The organism is Ancylobacter sp. TW_SC_1, assembly GCF_056836805.1.
The window spans coordinates 1,576,219-1,596,968 of sequence record NZ_CM166365.1 but is presented as its reverse complement, the minus strand read 5'-3'; the positions used below and the strand labels follow the sequence as shown (position 1 = coordinate 1,596,968).

Below are 20,750 nucleotides of genomic sequence, written 5' to 3'. Positions count from 1 at the left end.
CCGAATGTAAGCGTTCCGCCCCCGGGTGCAAGAAACCCGGCGGGGATGCCCGTTCAGCCCACGGCCTTGGCCATGTGCACCAGTCGCCGGTCGGGCAGCTGCTCGACCCTCTCTATGGCGTAGCCCTTGCGCCGATACCAGTGGATATTGGCCGAAAGTGGTTCGCCGGTATAGAGCCGCACGGTGCGACGGCCGAGCTGGCGGGCACGTGCCTCTCCCGCCGCCAGCAGCATGTTGCCATAGCCGAATCCCTGCGCCCTCGGGCTGGCGGCGATGCTGTCGATCAGCAGGTCATCGGCCCGTGGCTGCAGAATCAGCACGCCGGCTATGTCCTCCGTGCCCTCCAGTTTCCAGACCTCATGCTCGCGCAGGATGTGGGCATAGTCCCACAGCAGCGGCAGCGGCTCGACGCCGAGCAGGATGCGGTTCTGCGCATAGGCGGCCCGTTGCAGCGTCTCGATCTGCGGCACGTCGGAGACGTCGGCGCGACGCAGCGTGCGGCCCTCGACCTCAAGCTCGCGCGCATTGAAAACGGAGAGCCCGGCCTGCTGCCGGCCCGGCGCGTCGAAATTCTCCGGTGCCAGCCAGCTTTCCATCGCCACCGCGATCTGCGGCCATTCCTCGGACAGGATGGAGAACCATGCCGTGTCGCGGTTGCGGCCCTTCACGATCATGTGGTGGCGGAAAAGCCCCTCGAAGCGGAAACCATAGCGCTCGGCGGCGCGACGCGAAGGCGCGTTCAGGGCGTTGCACTTCCATTCGTAGCGCCGGTAGCCCAGCGTCTCGAAGGCGTGCTTGGCCATCAGGTACATCGCCTCGGTGCCGGCGGGCGTACGCATCAGCGCCGGCGTGTAGAGGATGTTGCCGACCTCGATCACCCGGTTGGCCGGATCGATACGCATATAGGTGGCGTGCCCGACCACCTGACCGTCCTTGTCGAGCAGGGCGAGGAGCAGCGGATCCTCGCGCTCGGCGGCGGCGCGGTAACTGGCGTCGAAGGACGCGAAGTCCTCGAAGGGACCGGCGCCGAGATAGGCCCAGAGCGCCTCCCGTTCCGGCCCGTGCGTCGCCTCGTAGAGCGCCCGCCCGTGGCTGACCGGGTCGAACGGCACGATGTCCACATGCCGGCCGATGAGGCTGGTCCGCTCGGGCCGCTTTGCCGGCGCCGTGTCGACGACAGGGCCGAGAGGCGGCACGTCCTGCTGCATGCTCATGTCCTGCTGCACACCCATGAGTATGTCACCCAGACCCTGCTCACGCCGGCCACTCCGGCGGAGCCACTTGAACCTCGCCCCCGTCTCGTGTGACAGGAATGCAAAAGACTGCAAGCGCTTTGATGCGTTTTGCTCCGGGCAGCGCCGCGAGGAACAACATGACGTCAGCCGCCGACAATTTCCAGTTGCACCCGGTTGCCGCCTTCGGCCGCATCGGCGAGGAAAATGCCTTCGCCGTTCTGGCGCGCGCCGCCGCCCTCGCGGCGCAGGGCCGCGACATCATCAATCTCGGCATCGGGCAGCCCGATTTCGCCACGCCCGGCCATATCGTCGAAGCGGCGATCAAGGCGCTGCGCGACGGCCATCACGGCTACACCCCCTCGGTCGGCATCGAGCCGCTGCGCGTGGCGGTCGCCGCCGACATTCACCGCCGCTTCCGGCTGGAGATCGACCCTGGCCGGGTGGTCATCGTGCCCGGCGGCAAGGTGACGATGTTCAGCGCCATCCTCATGCTGGGCGAGCCGGGCGCGGAAATTCTCTATCCCGACCCCGGCTTTCCGATCTACCGCTCGATGATCGAGTTCACCGGCGCGACCGCGGTGCCGGTGCCGGTCCGCGAGGAGAACAGCTTCGGCTTCTCGGCCGAGGAGGCGCTCTCCCTCATCACCCCGCGCACCCGGCTCGTCATCCTCAACTCGCCGGCCAACCCGACCGGAGGCGTGACGCCGAAGGCCGAGATCGACGCCTTCGTCGCCGGGCTCGAGAAGCACCCGCACGTCGCCATCCTGTCCGACGAGATCTACGACCAGTTCCTGTTCGACGGCGAGGAGCACACGACGCTGCTGGCCTACCCGCAGATCCGCGACCGGCTGATCCTGCTCAATGGCTGGTCGAAGACCTATGCCATGACCGGCTGGCGCCTCGGCTGGGCGCTCTGGCCGGAGGGCCTCTACGACGCCGCCCGCAAGCTGGCGGTCAATGCCTGGTCCTGCGTCAACGCGCCGGCGCAGTACGGGGCGCTGGCCGCCCTGACCGGGCCGCAGGACTGTGTGACCGACATGGTCGCCGAGTTCGACCGGCGCCGCCATCTCGTGGTGAACGGGCTGAACGCCCTGCCGGGCGTTTCCTGCGCGGTACCGAAAGGCGCCTTCTACGCCTTCCCGAACATCCGCGGGACCGGCTGGAGCTCGGCGAAAAAGCTGGCGACCGCCTTGCTCGACGAGGCGGGAGTTGCAACGATAGGTGGACCCGACTTCGGCGTCTTCGGCGAAGGCTATATCCGGCTTTCCTACGCGAACTCGGCGGAGAACATTACGCGCGCGCTTGAGCGCATGGCCAATTTCCTCCGCGACGCACGAGCGGCATGAGGAGACGACAACCCGAATGGCACGCCTTGCCGGCATTGTTGTCATTGCCGTCATCCTGCTGAACGGCCTGGGCGCATCTGTCCATGCCGACACGCCTGTCGGCTGCCGCCAGGACGACGCCGGTCCGCGCGCCTATCTCGACTGCCTGAATGCGCAGCAGAAGGCGAGCGAGCGCAACCTCACCCATGGCGTGGCGAGCGTCCAGCAAGCCATCGAGGCGCATCAGGAGCTCCAGCCGGCGCAACGCAAGCGCTGGCTGGCCCTTTTCGAGGAATCGCAGGGGCGTTTCCTGCAATGGCGCAATTTCGAGTGCCAGAGCATCGCCCCCTTCGAGGGCAAGGGAGCCGAGCGCACGGTCGGCGGCCGCCTCGGCGGCGTCGGCGTGATCGAGCAGCGCCTGATCTGCCTGACCGGGCTCAACCATACCCGGGCACGCGACCTCGAAGCGCGTTACGCCCCGCCCGAAGGATGGCCGGCGGCACCGGCACATGCCGACGGGCCGGAGGACGTGACGGTCGACACTCCGCCAGCCGGCGCCGGCATGTCGCCGGTCATGCCGACGGGCGCCCCGCGCATCATCGAGATGACGCCCTGAGCGGGTGCGCTGGCGACAATACCCTCCGGAAAATCCAAAGGACCGTCTTGTGCCGTCGAGGCCGGGCGGGGGATCATGCGGCCTCGAACTCCCCCCGCTCGTTGAAGGAAAACCGCAAATGGACCTCGGACTGAAAGGACTGCGCGCCGTCGTGACGGGCGGCACCAAGGGCATCGGCCTCGCCATCGCCGAGACGCTCGCCGCTGAAGGCTGCCATGTCGCGATCTGCAGCCGCAATGCCGCCGAGGCCGAAGCCACCGCCGCGAAGCTGGCCGAAACGGGCGTGACCACGCTCGGCGCCGGCGCCGACGTCGCCGACGGTCCCGCCCTCGCCGCGTTCGTAGAGAAGGCGGCCGGCGCGTTCGGCGGGCTGGACATCGTCATCGCCAATGTCAGCGCGCTTGCCGTCGGCAATGACGAGGAACACTGGAAGAAGGGCTTCGACACCGACCTCATGGGCACGGTCCGGCTGGTGAATGCCGCGCTGCCCTATCTGGAAAAGAGCGACGCCGCCTCGATCGTCGCCATCTCGTCGGTGTCGGGCCGCGAGATCGACTTCGCCGCCGGTCCCTACGGCGTGTTCAAGGCCGCGCTGATCCACTACACGCAGGGGCTCGCCTTCCAGCTCGCGCCGAAGAAGATCCGTGCCAACACGGTGTCGCCCGGCAACACCTATTTCGCCGGCGGCATCTGGAACCAGATCAAGGACGGCAACCCGGCCCTGTATGCCGAGGCGCTGGCGCTGAACCCCACCGGCCGCATGGCCACGCCGCAGGAAATCGCCAACGCCGCCGTCTTCCTGGCGAGCCCGGCGGCAAGCTTCATCTACGGCACCAACCTCGTCGTCGATGGCGCGCTGACCCGCGGCGTCCAGTTCTGACATCGCCTTCCGCGTCCCGCCTGGGCGGGGCGCGGAACCGGCCGACGCTTGCCTCCGGCCGGGAATGGGGCGACCCTCCGGCGCGAATCGAAGTTCTACGGAGGAAGCGTCATGGCCAAGGTAATCTCGATCGGCGAAGTCATGGTCGAGCTCTCCCGTGGCGCCGATGGTCGCTTCGGGCTGTCGCTCGGCGGCGACACCTTCAACACCGCCGTCTATCTCGCCCGCGCCGGCGTCGACACCGCCTACGCGACCGCGCTCGGCGACGACCGCTATTCCGATGCGATCCGCGCCTCGGCGCAGGGCGAAGGCGTCGGCACGGAGCTGATGCTGCGCGTGCCCGGCCGCACGGCGGGTCTCTACCTCATCGACACCGACGCCCAGGGCGAGCGCTCCTTCACCTATTGGCGCGACAGCGCCCCGGCGCGCGAATTGTTCGAGCTGCCCGGCTGGGAGACCGTGGCCGAGGCGATGATCGAGGCGAATCTGGTCTACCTCTCCGGCATAACCCTCTCGCTCTATTCCAATGCCGGCCTCGGCCGGCTGTTCGCGACGCTGGAATTCGCCCGCGAGCAGGGCGCACGCATCGTCTTCGACGGCAATTTCCGCCCGCGGAACTGGAAGGGCGACATCGCCCGCGCCCGCGCCGTCTATGCGCAGGCGCTCAAGCGTACCACCATCGCGCTGCCGACCTTCGAGGACGAGGTGACGCTGTGGGGCGACGGCTCGCCGGCCGCCACCGCCGACCGCCTCGGCACCTTCGGCGTGCAGGAAATCGTCGTGAAGAACGGCGCGGAGGGCGCGCTGGTCGTTGCCGGCGGCACCTCGCAATTCGTGCCGATCCCACAGCCGGTCGAGCCGGTGGACACCACGGCGGCGGGCGACAGCTTCAACGCGGCCTACCTCGCCGCCCGCCTCGGCGGCGAGGCCCCGGCGGCGGCGGCAGAGGCCGGCCACCAGCTCGCCGGCCGCGTCATCCGCCATCGCGGCGCGATCCTGCCGCGCCATGCCAATGCCTGAGCGCGGCAACGCGAAAGCGCGCTGCGAACGCTTCTGCGAATGACTTGCAAGTCATTGGACTTGCTTGATTTTCCTGGCACGACCCACTAATCGGTCCGACAGCGGGCGCGCGGCGCCGGAACGGGTATGGCGCCGATGGCTCAGTCCTCGCGGATTGCAATGATCAATGTCGGCATCAGCCTGCTGGTGCTCGGGCTGAAATACGCCGCCTTCCTGCTCACCGGCAGCGTCGCGCTCTATTCCGACGCCCTGGAGAGCATCGTCAACGTCGCCACCTCCGTCGCCGCCGTGATCGCGCTCCGGGTGAGCGCCAAGCCGGCCGACGCGGCCCACCCCTATGGCTATGCCAAGGCCGAGTATTTCTCCGCCGTCATCGTCGGCGTGCTCATCGTCGTCGCCGCCATTTCGATCTTCCGCGAGGTGTATATCGGCTGGCAGGATCCGCGCCCACTCGACGCGCCGCTGCACGGCCTGCTGGTCAATGCCGGCGCGACCGTGGTCAACGCGGTCTGGTGCGTGGTGCTGCTGCGCGCGGGCCGGCGCGCCCGCTCGCCGGCGCTGGTCGCCGATGGCCGCCATCTGATCACCGACGTCGCCTCGTCCGCCGGCGTGCTCGCGGGCGTCGCCATCGCCGCGGCGTCCGGCTGGGACCGGCTCGACCTCGTCCTTGCCGGCCTGGTCGCCGTCAACATCCTGTGGTCGGGCTGGTCGGTGCTGAAGGAGAGCGTCGGCGGACTGATGGACCAGGCGGTGCCGGCCGAGACGCTGGGCCGCATCCGCCATCTCATCGCGGCGGAGGCGACCGGCGCCATCGAGGCACACGATCTGCGCACGCGCCAGGCCGGGCGCATGATCTTCGTCGACTTCCACCTCGTGGTGCCCGGCGACATGCCGGTGAGCGAGGCGCACGCCATCTGCGACCGGATCGAGGACGCGCTGGAGGCCGCCGTCGCCGGCGTGCTGGTCAACATCCATGTCGAGCCGGAGGCCAAGGCCAAGCAGCACGGCATACCGGTGATCTGACGCCTCAGCGCCCCGTCCGCAGCGCCGCCAGTAGGTCCGGCGTGGGGTAGGAATCGGCCGGCAGGCCGAGGCGCATCTGCTCGACTTTGACCGCCTGCCGCGTCGCCGCGCCGGTGATGCCGTCGATGCGCCCGACATGGTGGCCGCGCGCATTGAGCAGGGTCTGCAGCTCCTTCACCTGCGCCATGGACAGCACCGGAATCCTGTCGCCCTGGCCGCGATTGAACGGGCCGGCGCCGGCGACGCGGGCGGCCAGATAGGCCGCCGAGGTCGCGTAGACGAGCGAGTTGTTCCACTCGGTGAAGACGTCGAAATTCGGATAGACGAGAAAGGCCGGGCCGTTGCGCCCCATCGGCAGCAGCAGCGAGGCGGGAAGCTGGTCGGCGGGAAGCTGACCACCGCCGGCCCGCACCACGCCCGCCTTCGCCCATTGGGCGCGCGGATGCTTGACGGCGAGGTCCGCCTGGTCCCAGGGGAGGTTGGGCGGCACGCGCACTTCCTCCAGCCAGGGCTGGCCGGCCTTCCAGCCGAGCGCGCGGATATAGTTGGCGGCCGAGGCGAGCGCGTCGGGCGCCGAGCGGATCAGGTCGACCCGGCCGTCGCCGTCGAAGTCGACGCCGTAATTGAGATAGTGGTCGGGCAGGAACTGGAACTGGCCGAGTTCACCCGCCCACGGGCCGCGCATGGTCTGCGCGGTCAGATCGCCGCGGTCGATGATCTTCAGCGCCGCCATCAGCTGGGTGCGGAACATCTCCGCCCGCCGGCAGTCCCAGGCGAGCGAGGCCACCGAGCGAATCGTCTGCTTGTCGCCCATGAAGGCGCCGAAATCGGTCTCCAGCCCCCAGAAGGCGACCAGCACCGCCCCCGGTACCCCGAAGGTCTGCTCGATCCGGCTGAACAGCGCCGGGTTCTTCTGGATCTGCTGGCGGCCCTGCTGGATGCGGTAATTGGCGACCATGCGGTCGGAAAACTGGAAGAAGCTCTGCCCGAACACCTTCTGCCCGCGGTCGGTGCCGACGATGTCGGGCGCGTAGGTCACGCCGTTCAGCGCCGCGGCCACGGTGCGCGGCGAGACGCCCTGCGCCACCGCCTGCTGCTTGAAGCCGGCCAGCCACTGGTCGAAGCCGGCACCGTTATTGCCGCAGCTCTGCTGGGCGGATGCCGCTACCGGAAAGGCGAACGGCGCGATGACCGCCGCCGCGATGGCAACCTTCCGGAGCGAAGTCTTCAAGCTGCGCATGGGCACTCCCCGATGGCTCGATGCGTCGTTTCCTCACGAATCAGCAATCTACAGGAAATGCGGCGGCGGCAGGGTGACGGGGCGCCGCGGAATTGACCGGCGGGCGACTTTGGTCGACTATCGACCCGTTCCAAGGGGAGCCCCGCTAGGGGGCTGAGAGAGCGCCGGCCACGCCGCAGGGCAAGGCAACGCGATGACCCTTCGAACCTGATCCGGGTCATGCCGGCGAAGGGATCGGAACCGAATGGCGTGTCGCGCGCGTGTCGCACATCGCCATCCTTCCCCAACGTCAAACACCCGGATCTCCCCGACCATCGGTTCTGGAGATCCATCATGACGACCAAAAACCTGAAAGACACCGGCACCATCGGCGTCGCCACCGGGCCCATTCCCGGCTCGCGGCGCATCTATGCCGACTGCCCGGCGCGCGGCTTTCGCGTGCCGTTCCGCGAAATCCTGCTGCACCCTTCCGCCAACGAGCCCAACCTCGCCGTCTACGATGCCTCCGGCCCCTATACCGACGAGAGCGCGGCCATCGACATCGCCGCCGGCCTCGCGCGCCCGCGTGACGCCTGGGTCCGCGCGCGCGCAGATGTTGAGGAGTACGACGGGCGCCGGGTGAAGCCGGAGGACAACGGCCATGTCGGCGACGACAGGCTGGTGACGCCCTTCCCGCTCCACCACCGCCCGCTGCGGGCCAAAGCCGGCGCTGTGACCCAGATGGCCTATGCGCGGGCCGGCATCGTCACCCCGGAGATGGAATATGTCGCCCTGCGCGAGAACGGCCTGCGCGAGCGCATCGGCGAGATCATCCGCGACGGCGAGGATTTCGGCGCGGCGATCCCGGATGTCGTGACGCCGGAATTCGTGCGCGACGAGGTGGCGCGCGGGCGTGCCGTCATCCCCGCCAACATCAATCATGGCGAGCTCGAGCCGATGGCGATCGGCCGCAACTTCCTCGTCAAGATCAACGCCAATATCGGCAATTCGGCCGTCACCTCGTCGGTGGCGGACGAAGTGGACAAGATGGTGTGGGCGATACGCTGGGGTGCCGACACGGTGATGGACCTCTCCACCGGGCGCAACATCCACAACATCCGCGAATGGATCGTGCGCAACGCGCCGGTGCCGATCGGAACGGTGCCGATCTACCAGGCGCTGGAGAAGGTCGGCGGCGTCGCCGAGGACCTCACCTGGGAGGTGTTCCGCGACACGCTGGTCGAGCAGGCCGAGCAGGGCGTGGACTATTTCACCATCCATGCCGGGGTGCGCCTGCCCTATGTGCCGCTGACCGCGAAGCGCGTGACTGGCATCGTCTCGCGCGGCGGCTCGATCATGGCCAAGTGGTGCCTCGCCCATCACCGCGAGAGCTTCCTCTACGAGCGTTTCGCCGAGATCTGCGAGATCATGCGGGCCTATGACGTCACCTTCTCGCTCGGCGACGGGCTGCGCCCCGGCTCCATCGCCGACGCCAACGACGCGGCGCAGTTCGCCGAACTGGAGACGCTGGGCGAACTGACCAGGATCGCGTGGGAAAACGACTGCCAGGTGATGATCGAAGGCCCCGGCCATGTGCCGATGCACAAGATCAAGGCCAACATGGACAAGCAGCTGGCTGTCTGCGGCGAGGCGCCCTTCTATACGCTCGGGCCGCTGACCACGGATATCGCACCCGGCTACGACCACATCACCTCCGGCATCGGCGCGGCGATGATCGGCTGGTTCGGCACCGCCATGCTCTGCTACGTCACGCCCAAGGAGCATCTCGGCCTGCCCAACCGCGACGACGTGAAGACCGGCGTCATCACCTACAAGATCGCCGCCCATGCCGCCGACCTCGCCAAGGGCCACCCGCTGGCGCGCGCCTGGGACGACGCACTCTCGCGGGCGCGTTTCGAGTTCCGCTGGCAGGACCAGTTCAGCCTCGCGCTCGATCCCGACACGGCGACCGCCTTCCACGACGAGACGCTGCCGAAGGAGGCGCACAAGCTGGCGCATTTCTGCTCCATGTGCGGGCCGAAATTCTGCTCGATGAAGATCAGCCAGGACATTCGCGACGCGGCGCGGCAGGCCGAGGCGACGCGCGGGATGGAGGAGATGGCCGGGCGCTTCCGTGACGGCGGCGGCCAAATCTATCGCGACGTCGCCGCCGCGGAGTAGGCTGCCGGGCGGCCGGGGAACCGCGAGGACGCCCCGGCCGCCCGCTCGTGCCCGCGCCGACACGACCTTCCAGGAGACTTTCCCATGACGCCCCCCTCGCCCGTCCGCCCGGTTCCCGCCGTGCTCGCCGTCGTCGAGCGCGACGGCGCGGTGCTGCTGGTGCGCCGCGCCAATCCGCCCGATCAGGGACTGTGGGGTTTCCCTGGCGGACGTATGGAAATGGGCGAGACGCATCTGGAGGCCGCCCTGCGCGAGCTCCACGAGGAGACCGGCATCGCCGCCGACAGCCCCCGCCTCATGACCGCGCTCGACTTCATCCAGCACGATGACGAGGGCGTGCTCGCTCATCATTTCGCGATGATCGCCGTGCTGTGCCGCTGGCGCGCCGGCGAGGCGGTGGCGGCGGACGACGCGCTGGAGGCGCGCTGGTTCGACCGCGTGGCACTGGCCGATCTCGGTGCCTGCGCCAGCCTGAAGGTCGAGTATCTCGCGGAGCTGGCGCTCGCCGTGGCTCCGGAGGCTTCCTAGCCCGCCCGGCATTCCCGGAAACGAAAAGAGGGCCCCGAAGGGCCCTCAAGTCGAGAAGGTAACTCTGTAAGACGGCTAAGGCACGCGGCTCCCTGCCGCGGCCGATCAGGCGTGCGCCGAAGCGGCGCCCGACTTTTCCACCGTAGGCGCCGTGATGGTGGACTGCGCCACATGCGCTTTCAGCACGCGCGGCAGCAGGGTCACGGCGAGGAAGGCCGCGAAGAGGTCCATGGCCGCAACGGTGTACAGCACGCTCGACCAGGTACCGGTCGCTTCCATCAGCAGGTTGCCGACGGGCACGAACAGCGCGCCGACGCCCTTGGCGCAGTAGAGCACGCCGTAGATCTTGCCGATGTGCTTGGTGCCGAAGGCGTCGCCGGCCAGGGCCGAGAACAGGGAGTACACTTCGCCCCAAGCGAGGAAGACGACGCCGGACAGGATGAGGAACGCCCACGGATTGTGGCCGAAATAGCCGAGCGCGATGATGCCGAAGCCTTCGAGGGTGAAGGCGATGACCATCGTCTTCTCACGGCCGATATGGTCGGAGACCCAGCCGAACAGCGGACGCGAGATGCCGTTCATGACGCGATCGAGCATCAGGGCGAGCGGCAGGGCGGCCATGGTAAAGAAGTACAGGTCGACCTTGAACTCCTTCACGCCGAGATCCTGCGCGATGACGCCGAGCTGGGCGACCGCCATCATGCCGCCGGTCACCACGCAGGTGAACATGAGCAGCATCAGCCAGAACAGCTTGGTGTTCAGCGCTTCCTTCAGCGTGTAGTCGCGACGGCTCTGGGAGAGCTTGTCGGACGCCTTGACCTCGCCGACCTTCGGCGCGCGAAGGAACCAGGCCGCGATGAAGGCGAGACCGCCCTGCAGAAGACCAAAGAAGAAGAAGGTCTCCTGGAAGCCGGCCGTTTCGATCATCGAGGCGATCGGCAGGATGGTGGCGGCCGAACCGGCACCGAAGCCGCCCGCGGTGAGACCAACGGCGAGGCCGCGACGATCCGGGAACCACTTGAGCGCGTTGTTGATGCAGGTGGCGTAGATGCAGCCCACGCCGATGCCGCCGACGGCCGCGCCGACATAGAAGCCCGTCAGGCTGGTGGCCTGCGAATTGAGCACCCAGGCGGTGCCGATCATGATCGCACCGAAGGCGACCATGATGCGCGGGCCGAACTTGTCGATGAAGTAGCCTTCGATCGGAGCAAGCCAGGTCTGCACGAGGACGAAGATGGTGAACGCGATCTGGATCGATGCGCGCTCCCAGCCGAAGGTCTGCTGGATTTCAGGAACGAACAGCGTCCAGGCGTACTGAATGTTCGCCGTCGCCACCATGCAGACGACGCCGACGACAAGCTGCAGCCAGCGGCGACTTTCCGAAAAATCCCGGCCCGGCCCAGCGGTCGCGAGGGTCTTGGACGTACTCAAGGGCGATCTCCTCTCCCAAATCAATCAGGTGCCGCGGATCGGCGTTTTTTGTTGCGGTCGCTCCGAGCCCCTCGACGGGGCCGGGCGCCGGTTCGTCATTGGTCACGGGGGCGTATTCCTCGCTCCCGTGACGGCCGCTCGAGCGGCGTTCGATTCCCAACAGGTTGTGCGGTCTCCGCCCCCTCGCGCCTCGCCCCGAAACTCCCGGATTCGGGACTGACGCAGGGTTGCGGAACCGACCCGCTGACTACGGATTATAATCGACAATATTATGTATGCCAATTGGCCTTTTCGACTCTTCGACAGTTCGGTAAGTCGCAAGTCGACGTTCACTTTCGACTTAACAATTCGATACATGTTAAAAGATGTCACACGGTCGTCGTTCATCACCGTTGCGGCAGTTTAGATTTATGTAACAGATGAGAAATAGGAACATTGAGGAATGTAAGCTCGGCCACGTCCATATGAACGACCGATGCAGGCGGCATGAGACCGAAATTTGCCCACGAATCCGCGCGCGGATGGCACGTATTTACATTTCGAATGCTGCAGAATCGCGCGTCGCACGCAGGGCATTCGACCGGTATTCAGGCACCTAAGAGGGCACAAAGAAAAAGGGCGCGTCCGAAGACGCGCCCCTGAAAGGGTCGACGGGTGGTGACGAAGGAGGCCTATTCGGCCGCCACCGTCTTCGTCGCCGAGGCCGCGGTCGCGCGGCGGCCATGGGCGCTGGCCAGCGGCTTGAGCACCACCAGCGCCATCACGGCGGCGATGATGTTCAGCGCCGCGGCCGTGATGAACACCGCGTGCCAGCTGCCCGTCGCGGTGGTGAGGATGCTGGTGAACGGCACGATCAGCGCCGCGGTGCCCTTGGCGGTGTAGAGCAGGCCCGCATTGGTGGTCGCGAACTTCGTACCGAAGGCATCGCCGCACATTGCCGGGAACAGCGAGTAGATCTCACCCCAGGCGAAGAAGACGAGGCCGGTCAGGATCACGAACAGCACCGGGTTGTGCCCGAGGACGCTGAGCGCGTAGATGCCGACGCCCTCGATGGCGAAGGCCACGAACATGGTGTTCTCGCGGCCGATCTGGTCCGACACCCAGCCGAAGAACGGACGGGTGAGGCCGTTCAGCACGCGATCGATCGCAGCCGCGAAGGTCAGCGCTGGCAGGGTGATGCCGATCAGGCTCACCGGCACGTCGGCGATGCCGAAATCCTTGGCGATCGGGCCGAGCTGGGCGGTCGCCATCAGGCCGCCGGCGGCCATCATGACGAACATCGCATACATCACCCAGAACAGCGGGGTGGTGAGCATCTCCTTCGGCGCGAAGTCGCGGGCCGACTGGGCGACCTTGGCGACCGCCTTGGCCGCGAAAGCAGCAATCTGCTCCTTCTTCGGCGCGGCGAGGAAGAGGCCGATGAACAGGATCACGACGCCCTGGACGACGCCGAAATAGAAGAAGGCGGCCTCGTAGCCCTGACTCTTGATCATGTTCTGGATCGGGATGACGGTCAGGGCCGAGCCCGCGCCGAAGCCGGCGGCGGTGATGCCGGCCGCAAGGCCGCGACGGTCAGGGAACCACTTGAGCGAATTGCCCACGCAGGTGCCATACACCGCGCCGGCGCCGACGCCGCCGAGCGCCGCGCCGACATAAAGCAGGGTCAGCGTATCGGCGTAGGAATTGACGACCCAGGCAAGACCGCAGAGCAGGCCGCCGAACAGTACGACGACGCGCGGGCCGTACTTGTCGACGAACCAGCCCTCGACCGGCACCAGCCAGGTCTCGGTAACGATGAAGATGGAGAACGCCACCTGGATCGCGGCGCGATCCCAGCCATGGGTTTCCTGCATCGGATTCACGAAGAAGGTCCAGCCATACTGCATGTTCGCGATCATGCACATGCAGATCACGCCGAACACGAGCTGAAGCCAGCGCTTCTTATTGACGGATGACGTTGCGTCAGTGGTCATTTTGTCCTCGAACGTTTCCCAACGTAATGAGCATCGAACAGTTTCTGTTTTCTTCTTGAATGCGCCTCAGCCGTCCTCGTCAGCGCGAGGTGCGACCTGCCATTGAGGCGACCATACTATGGTTTTTCAGTTATGCAAAATTTTGCATACCAGAAACATGAGCTATGTAACAGAAATATATCTTACCTATGGGAATATGACGGTAGGGAATACTGTCTGGTTATTACGCAACGTCAGCCGACGGAGCCCGCGCCTGCGCCGGCCGTCGTCCCTGCGCGCGGCACCGCCCCTCGGGCCGCATCCGCGAGCGCGCGGCGCGCGCGCCGCTGCGCATGGACATTCTGTATGTGATATACGATCCTCCTACGGCCTTTTCCCGAAGAGAATCGCCAAGGATCGCGGGACCGAGGCCGTGTAACCGCCGGACGACAGGCCACCGCGCACCTGTCGTGCAACGGCAAGCAAAAAGAATAAAAAACATCCGCAACTGACGAGGAAACCGCCCGTGGAAAGCGCCGATACCCAGACGAGACTGAATATTGCTCCTCTCGCCGCGAATACGAGCCTTCGCACCCTGGCCTACGATGCCATCAAGAAGGCCATCACCGAGATGGACATGTATGGGCAGGAGAGCGAGATCCGGCTGGACGAACGCCAGCTCTCACACGATCTCGGCGTGAGCCGCACGCCCATCCGCGAGGCCCTCACCGTCCTGGAGCAGGAAGGCTTCGTGCGCTCGGTGCCGCGGCGCGGCATCTTCGTGGTGCGCAAGTCCAAGCGCGAGATCATCGACATGATCATCGTGTGGGCGGCGCTGGAGAGCATGGCCGCCCGGCTCGCCGCCTCCCGCGCCAGCGACCGCGACCTCGCCGAGCTGCGCGAGGTGTTCCACGGCTTCGACGACGAGACCCCCGCCGAGCACCTGAACGAATACTCCAACGCCAATATCCGCTTCCACCAGACCATCATCGGGCTCAGCGGCTGCGAGATGATCGCGGAGATGACGGAAAATCTCTTCATCCACATCCGCGGCATCCGTGCCGTTTCGGTGCGGCAGGAGAACCGTTCCGAGCGCTCGCTGCAGGAGCACCGCGCCATCATCGCGGCACTGGTCGCGCGCGACGCCGACCTTGCCGAGCGCCTCGTGCGCGAGCACACGCTGGGCCTCGCCGCCCATGTGGAAAAGCACGGCCGCTTCCCCTCCTGACACGGACCTGGCCGGCGCGGCCGCCATTGGCGACCGGCCCCGGACGCATATGTCCCGCCCACCTCGACCCGCCGCCGCCTCGGCCGCGGGTCCTTTCATTTCAAGGCCTTATCGAACCGCGCCGCCGCGCTTTCGTGGGCGACCGGACCACCGCGCGAACTTTTGACTGCGTGTCGCAGCAATCTGTTCCGCCACCCTCGCCAGGACAATTCGACCGTGGTATATTGCATACGCAAGCGCGACTCCGACCGTCGGCCGGAACTTCGACGCGGGGCGGAAAGGCGCGCTGGCGTTGAGGAAAAGGAGCCCGATGCACCCCGGAATCCGGGACAACCGAATTGACATGTTGGTATTTGGTATGCCACTTTTTCGGAAATCCCCGGCGGATTTTCCGCAGAGGAAGCTTCCGTGAGCAGCAAGGCAGTTGTGAGCAAGCGCTGGCAAAGCGGTGACAATGGCCTGACCATCGATCGCCTGCCGGCCAAGGAGAGCTTCAAGAGCAAGGCTTACGCCGCTCTGAAGGAAGCCATCACCAACATGAACATCTACGGCTCGAGCGAGCCGATGCTGCTCGACGAGCGGGACATTTCGGAGCGTCTGGGCGCAAGCCGGACGCCCATCCGCGAGGCGGTCGCGATGCTGGAGCAGGAGGGCCTGCTCCGCGCCGTGCCCCGGCGGGGAATTATGGTGGTTCGCCGCAGCAAGGCCGAGATCATCGAGATGATCGAGGCCTGGGCGGCACTGGAAAGCATGGCGGTCCGCCTCGCGACGCAGCGCGCGAGCGACGAGGCGATCGCCGAGCTGAGGACTTTGTTCAAGAAGTTCGATCTCTCGCGGATCGAGCGTGACAGGTGCGACGAGTATTCTTCGGCGAATATCGCGTTTCACCAGGCGCTTATCCGGTTGAGCGGCTCCGCGCTGCTCGCCGCGATGACGGAAAACCTGTTCTTTCACGTACGGGCCATCCGCCATCGCACGATCTTCGAAATGGACCGGGCGCAGCGTTCGGCGTCCGACCATATGGAGATCATTCTTGCTCTCGAGGCGCGGGACGCGGACCGCGCCGAGCGTCTGGTCCGAGACCATACGCTCCGGCTCGCAAGGCATGTCGAGAGCCACGTAGACCTAGATTAGGGCGGCAAAAACCCGCCGAAGGACGTTTGGGAGGGAATACGGGATGTCCGCAGTCGCACAGGTAATTGACGTAAACGCCGCCGAGTCCGAGCAGGAGCTCACCGACGGCTTCCACCTCGTCATTGATGCGCTCAAGCTCAACGATATCGATACCATTTACGGCGTTCCCGGGATTCCGATCACGGATCTGGGCCGCATGGCGCAGGCCGAAGGCATTCGCGTCATCTCGTTCCGCCACGAGCAGAACGCCGGCAACGCCGCCGCCATCGCCGGCTTCCTCACCAAGAAGCCGGGCGTGTGCCTCACCGTCTCGGCGCCGGGCTTCCTCAACGGCCTGACGGCGCTGGCGAACGCCACCACCAACTGCTTCCCGATGATCCTCATCTCGGGCTCCTCCGAGCGCGAGATCGTCGACCTGCAGCAGGGCGACTATGAGGAGATGGACCAGCTCGCCATCGCCAAGCCGCTCTGCAAGGCGGCCTTCCGCGTGCTGCATGCGGCCGATATCGGCATCGGCGTCGCCCGCGCCATCCGCGCGGCGGTCTCCGGCCGTCCGGGCGGCGTCTATCTCGACCTGCCGGCCAAGCTGTTCTCGCAGGTCATGGATGCCGATGCCGGCTCCAAGTCGCTGGTCAAGGTGATCGACGCGGCTCCCGCGCAGCTCCCCTCGCCGGCCGCGATCACCCGCGCCCTCGACGTGCTGAAATCGGCCAAGAAGCCGCTGATCATCCTCGGCAAGGGCGCCGCCTATGCGCAGGCCGACGAGGAGATCCGCTCCTTCATCGAGACCTCGGGCATTCCGTTCCTGCCGATGTCGATGGCCAAGGGCCTGCTGCCCGACACCCATCCGCTCTCGGCCGGCGCCGCCCGCTCGACGGTGCTGAAGGATTCGGACGTCGTCCTGCTGGTCGGCGCGCGGCTCAACTGGCTGCTGTCGCACGGCAAGGGCAAGACCTGGGGCGACGCCCCGAAGAAGTTCATCCAGGTCGACATCGAGCCGAAGGAGATGGACTCCAACGTCGAGATCGTGGCGCCGCTGGTCGGCGACATCGGCTCGGTGATCGCGGCCCTGAACGAGGGCATCAAGTCCGGCTGGAAGGCGCCCGCCTCCGAGTGGACCGACGCCATCAACGCCCGCAAGGAAGTCAACATCGGCAAGATGTCCCAGCGGCTGCTCAAGAACTCCACGCCGATGGACTTCCATTCGGCGCTCGGGGCTCTCAAGCAGGTCATCAAGGAGCGTCCGGACGCGATCCTCGTCAACGAGGGCGCCAACACGCTCGACCTCGCCCGCGGCGTCATCGACATGTACCAGCCGCGCAAGCGCCTGGACGTCGGCACCTGGGGCGTGATGGGCATCGGCATGGGCTTCGCGATCGGCGCCGCGGTCGAGACCGGCAAGCCGGTTCTCGCGGTCGAGGGCGACTCGGCCTTCGGCTTCTCCGGCATGGAGGTCGAGACGATCTGCCGCTACGACCTGCCGGTCTGCGTCGTTATCTTCAACAATAACGGCATCTATCGCGGCACCGACACCGACCCGACCGGCCGTGACCCCGGCACCACCGTGTTCGTGCCGGGTTCGCGTTACGACAAGATGATGGAAGCCTTTGGCGGCGTCGGCTACCACGTCACGACCCCGGACGAGCTCAAGCGCGCCGTGGACGAGGCGATGGACTCCGGCAAGCCCACCCTCATCAACGCTGTGATCGATCCGGCGGCCGGCAGCGAAAGCGGCAACATCGGCAGCCTCAACCCGCAGAGCGTTGTGAAGAAGAAGTAAGTCGAACCGGGACGGGCGGAGCCCCCACTCCGCCCGTCTCATATCCGTGTCAACGAACATAACGGCGTAAAAACGCCGAACAAAAACCTCGAGAGGAACCCCATGGGCAAGGCATTGGACGGCGTTCGCGTCCTCGATTTCACCCATGTTCAGTCAGGCCCTACTTGCACGCAGCTTCTCGCGTGGTTCGGTGCCGATGTGATCAAGGTAGAGCGTCCCGGCGAAGGCGACGTCACCCGCGCTCAGCTGCGTGACGTCCCCAATGCGGACAGTCTCTACTTCACCATGCTGAACTCCAACAAGCGCTCCATCACGCTCGACACCAAGAACCCCGAGGGCAAGAAGGTCCTCGAGGAACTGGTGAAGATCTGCGACGTGATGGTGGAGAACTTCGCTCCCGGCGCGCTGGATCGCATGGGCTTCACCTGGGAGCGCATCCAGGAGCTGAACCCGCGCATCATCCTCGCCTCGGTGAAGGGCTTCGGCCCCGGCCCGTTCGAGGACTGCAAGGTCTATGAGAACGTCGCCCAGTGCACCGGCGGCTCGGCCTCGACCACCGGCTTCCGCGACGGCCTGCCTCTCGTCACCGCTGCGCAGATCGGCGATTCCGGTACCGGCCTGCATCTCGCGCTCGGCATCGTCACCGCGCTCTACCAGCGCACGCTGACCGGCCGCGGCCAGAAGGTGCTCTGCGCCATGCAGGACGCGGTGCTGAACTTCTGCCGCGTCAAGATGCGCGACCAGCAGCGCCTGGAGCGCGGCCCGCTGCGCGAATACAGCCAGTTCGGCGAGGGCTTCCCCTTCGGCGACTCGGTCCCCCGCGCCGGCAATGATTCCGGCGGCGGCCAGCCGGGCCGCATCCTGAAGTGCAAGGGCTGGGAGACCGATCCCAACGCCTATATCTACTTCATCACGCAGGCGCCGGTCTGGGCCAAGATCTGCGACGTGATCGGCGAGCCGGACTGGAAGACCGATCCGAACTACGCCACCCCGGCGGCGCGCCTGCCCCATCTCAACGAGATCTTCCACCGCATCGAATCGTGGACCATGGCCCACACCAAGTTCGAGGCCATGGAAGTCCTCAACAATTTCGACATCCCCTGCGGCCCGGTGCTGTCGATGAAGGAGATTTCCGAGGACCAGTCGCTCTACGCGACCGGCACCCTGGTGGAGCTCGATCATCCCACGCGCGGCAAGTACCTGACCGTCGGCAATCCCATCAAGCTGTCGGACAACGACGTCGAGGTCGAGCGTTCGCCGCTGCTGGGCGAGCACACCGAGGAGATCCTCGCCGAGGTGCTCCAGCTCAGCGGCGACGAGATCGAGCGCATCAAGTCCTCGGGCGCCGTCGGCGAGCCGGTCCGCCTCGCGGCGGAGTGACGAGATCGCGGCCGGCGCCCCGGCACCGGCCGTGCGTTGCAGAAAGCCTCCCGGCGGCGGGAGGCCGATCCTGACTGCAAACCATGGGGAGCCCGCCGCGTGGGAGACCATCGCGGCGCTCCGTGACGAAACGATCCGCCGGGCTGAGAAGCGTGCGCTACGCCGATGCCCGGCGGATTGTAGATCCAGTGTGGACGAAAAGAAGTCGTGAGTATTTCCGAAGTCGATCACCACCTGGGAGGTGTTCGCTTATCCCTTCGGGACCGGCGAGCATAGGGAGAAGTTAAGTCTTCCCATCCAAGAGGGATGGGAATTCTCATTCCGGCGGCAGGGTGAGCCTCCGTTGGATTGTTAACGCTTAAAAGGGAAGTCGACCGAGATGTCTAAGCCGCTCGAAGGTATTAAGATCATCGATTTCACGCACGTTCAGGCTGGCCCGGCCTGCACGCAGCTTCTCGCTTGGTTCGGCGCCGACGTGATCAAGGTCGAGCGTCCCGGCGCCGGTGACGTCACGCGCTCGCAGCTCCGTCACGTCAAGGACGCCGACGCGCTGTACTTCACCATGCTGAACTCCAACAAGCGCTCGCTGACGCTCGACACCAAGACGCCGCAGGGCAAGGAAGTCCTGACCAAGCTCATCAAAGAGTCGGACGTCATGGTCGAGAATTTCGGCCCCGGCGCGCTGGACCGCATGGGCTTCACCTGGGAACACATCCAGGAGCTCAACCCGGGCATGATCCTCGCCTCGGTCAAGGGCTTCTCGGAAGGCCACGCCTATGAGGACCTGAAGGTCTACGAGAACGTCGCGCAGTGCGCTGGCGGCGCCGCCTCCACCACCGGCTTCTGGGATGGCCCCCCGACCGTGTCGGCCGCCGCTCTCGGCGACTCGAACACCGGCATGCACCTGGCCATCGGCATCCTCACCGCGCTGCACCAGAAGGTGAAGACCGGCAAGGGCCAGAAGGTCGCCGTGTCGATGCAGGATTCGGTGCTCAACCTCTGCCGCGTCAAGCTGCGCGACCAGCAGCGCCTCGATGCGCTGGGCTATCTCGAAGAGTACCCGCAGTACCCGCACGGCGAGTTCTCCGACGTGGTGCCGCGCGGCGGCAATGCGGGCGGCGGCGGCCAGCCGGGCTGGGTGCTGAAGTGCAAGGGCTGGGAGACCGACCCGAACGCGTACATCTACTTCACCATCCAGGGCCATGCCTGGGCGCCGATCTGCAAGGCGCTGGGCAAGCCGGAGTGGATCGACGATCCGGCCTACAACACCGCCGAAGCGCGCCAGGACAAGATCTTCGACATCTTCGCCTTCATCGAGTCCTGGCTCGCCGACAAGACGAAGTTCGAGGCCATCGACATCCTGCGCAAGTTCGACATCCCCTGCGCCCCGGTGCTGTCGATGAAGGAAATCGCCAACGACCCGTCGCTGCGCAAGAGCGGCACCGTGGTCGAGGTCGATCACCCCAAGCTCGGCAAGTACCTGACCGTCGGCTCGCCGATCAAGTTCTCGGACGTCGAGGTCAACATCACCGCCTCGCCGCTGCTCGGCCAGCACACCAACGAAGTGCTCGCCGACCTCGGCTACTCGCAGGAAGAAATCTCCGCCCTGCACGACGCCAAGGCGGTCTGATCAAGACAGCCTTCAGGGCGGCGCGCCCGTCGCGTCGCCCTCCCCCGCGCCCCGCGCGCGGACATGGATCGGCCCTCCCGGGCAGCACCGTACGGCTTGGCCGGCGGCGCGCGGGAGGCGCTTCCGGGCCTCCCGGAGCAGGACGAAGGGTTCACCCGACGTTCGGTTCCTCCTAGGCGACTGGTGCC

Annotated in this window: 16 protein-coding genes and 1 riboswitch; of the genes, 12 read left to right on the top strand and 4 right to left on the bottom strand. The window is 66.4% G+C overall.

The features are described 5' to 3' along the window. Window positions 1-53 precede the first annotated feature (53 nt). Complete coding sequence (locus AC1PZ7_RS07305) at window positions 54-1,232, bottom strand: GNAT family N-acetyltransferase (protein ID WP_482358826.1); 1,179 nt, start codon at window positions 1,230-1,232, stop codon at window positions 54-56. 140 nt (window positions 1,233-1,372) lie between these two features. Between AC1PZ7_RS07305 and AC1PZ7_RS07300 the strand changes: the two genes are divergently transcribed. From AC1PZ7_RS07300 to AC1PZ7_RS07280, 5 genes are all read left to right on the top strand, one after another. Continuing rightward, entirely contained in the window at window positions 1,373-2,581 is a 1,209-nt protein-coding gene (locus AC1PZ7_RS07300; protein WP_482358825.1) for a pyridoxal phosphate-dependent aminotransferase, read from the top strand. Between the two features lie 16 nt (window positions 2,582-2,597). Continuing rightward, the gene (locus AC1PZ7_RS07295; RefSeq protein WP_482358824.1) at window positions 2,598-3,176 is read left to right on the top strand and encodes a lysozyme inhibitor LprI family protein; all 579 of its coding nucleotides are present in this window, start codon (window positions 2,598-2,600) and stop codon (window positions 3,174-3,176) included. 118 nt (window positions 3,177-3,294) lie between these two features. Then, the gene (locus AC1PZ7_RS07290; RefSeq protein ID WP_482358823.1) at window positions 3,295-4,056 is read left to right on the top strand and encodes an SDR family NAD(P)-dependent oxidoreductase; all 762 of its coding nucleotides are present in this window, start codon (window positions 3,295-3,297) and stop codon (window positions 4,054-4,056) included. Window positions 4,057-4,167: 111 nt separating this feature from the next. Further along, window positions 4,168-5,076: a sugar kinase gene (locus AC1PZ7_RS07285; RefSeq protein WP_482358822.1), complete on the top strand. Its 909-nt coding sequence runs from the start codon at window positions 4,168-4,170 to the stop codon at window positions 5,074-5,076. Window positions 5,077-5,211: 135 nt separating this feature from the next. After that, window positions 5,212-6,099, top strand: coding sequence for a cation diffusion facilitator family transporter (locus AC1PZ7_RS07280; protein ID WP_482359591.1), 888 nt, complete (start codon window positions 5,212-5,214; stop codon window positions 6,097-6,099). 4 nt (window positions 6,100-6,103) lie between these two features. Here AC1PZ7_RS07280 and AC1PZ7_RS07275 read toward each other — a convergent pair whose 3' ends face one another. Continuing rightward, window positions 6,104-7,339, bottom strand: a complete 1,236-nt coding sequence (locus tag AC1PZ7_RS07275; RefSeq protein ID WP_482358821.1) for a lytic murein transglycosylase — start codon at window positions 7,337-7,339, stop codon at window positions 6,104-6,106. Between the two features lie 123 nt (window positions 7,340-7,462). Next, window positions 7,463-7,590, top strand: a riboswitch (TPP riboswitch). 82 nt (window positions 7,591-7,672) lie between these two features. Here AC1PZ7_RS07275 and thiC point away from each other — a divergent pair. Both thiC and AC1PZ7_RS07265 read left to right on the top strand, forming a co-directional pair. Then, entirely contained in the window at window positions 7,673-9,499 is a 1,827-nt protein-coding gene (gene thiC, locus AC1PZ7_RS07270; RefSeq protein ID WP_482358820.1) for a phosphomethylpyrimidine synthase ThiC, read from the top strand. Between the two features lie 84 nt (window positions 9,500-9,583). After that, entirely contained in the window at window positions 9,584-10,027 is a 444-nt protein-coding gene (locus AC1PZ7_RS07265; protein ID WP_482358819.1) for an NUDIX hydrolase, read from the top strand. Window positions 10,028-10,132: 105 nt separating this feature from the next. Here the strand turns inward: AC1PZ7_RS07265 and oxlT (AC1PZ7_RS07260) are convergent, their stop codons facing one another. After that, window positions 10,133-11,458, bottom strand: a complete 1,326-nt coding sequence (gene oxlT, locus AC1PZ7_RS07260; RefSeq protein WP_482358818.1) for an oxalate/formate MFS antiporter — start codon at window positions 11,456-11,458, stop codon at window positions 10,133-10,135. Between the two features lie 671 nt (window positions 11,459-12,129). Continuing rightward, window positions 12,130-13,431 carry an oxalate/formate MFS antiporter gene (gene oxlT, locus AC1PZ7_RS07255; RefSeq protein WP_482358817.1) on the bottom strand — a complete coding sequence of 434 codons (1,302 nt, stop codon included), beginning with the start codon at window positions 13,429-13,431 and terminating at the stop codon, window positions 12,130-12,132. A 505-nt stretch (window positions 13,432-13,936) separates the two neighbouring features. Between oxlT (AC1PZ7_RS07255) and AC1PZ7_RS07250 the strand changes: the two genes are divergently transcribed. The 5 genes from AC1PZ7_RS07250 (at window position 13,937) to frc (AC1PZ7_RS07230) (ending at window position 20,562) form a co-directional block, all read left to right on the top strand. Continuing rightward, window positions 13,937-14,638 (top strand): GntR family transcriptional regulator, encoded by a 702-nt coding sequence (locus tag AC1PZ7_RS07250; RefSeq protein WP_482358816.1) that lies wholly within the window; start codon window positions 13,937-13,939, stop codon window positions 14,636-14,638. A gap of 408 nt (window positions 14,639-15,046) precedes the next feature. Further along, window positions 15,047-15,772, top strand: a complete 726-nt coding sequence (locus tag AC1PZ7_RS07245) for a GntR family transcriptional regulator (protein WP_482358815.1) — start codon at window positions 15,047-15,049, stop codon at window positions 15,770-15,772. A 43-nt stretch (window positions 15,773-15,815) separates the two neighbouring features. Further along, window positions 15,816-17,552 carry an oxalyl-CoA decarboxylase gene (gene oxc / locus AC1PZ7_RS07240; protein WP_482358814.1) on the top strand — a complete coding sequence of 579 codons (1,737 nt, stop codon included), beginning with the start codon at window positions 15,816-15,818 and terminating at the stop codon, window positions 17,550-17,552. Between the two features lie 102 nt (window positions 17,553-17,654). Then, entirely contained in the window at window positions 17,655-18,932 is a 1,278-nt protein-coding gene (gene frc, locus AC1PZ7_RS07235; protein ID WP_482358813.1) for a formyl-CoA transferase, read from the top strand. Between the two features lie 379 nt (window positions 18,933-19,311). Next, entirely contained in the window at window positions 19,312-20,562 is a 1,251-nt protein-coding gene (gene frc, locus AC1PZ7_RS07230) for a formyl-CoA transferase (RefSeq protein WP_482358812.1), read from the top strand. The last annotated feature ends 188 nt before the right edge of the window (window positions 20,563-20,750 follow it).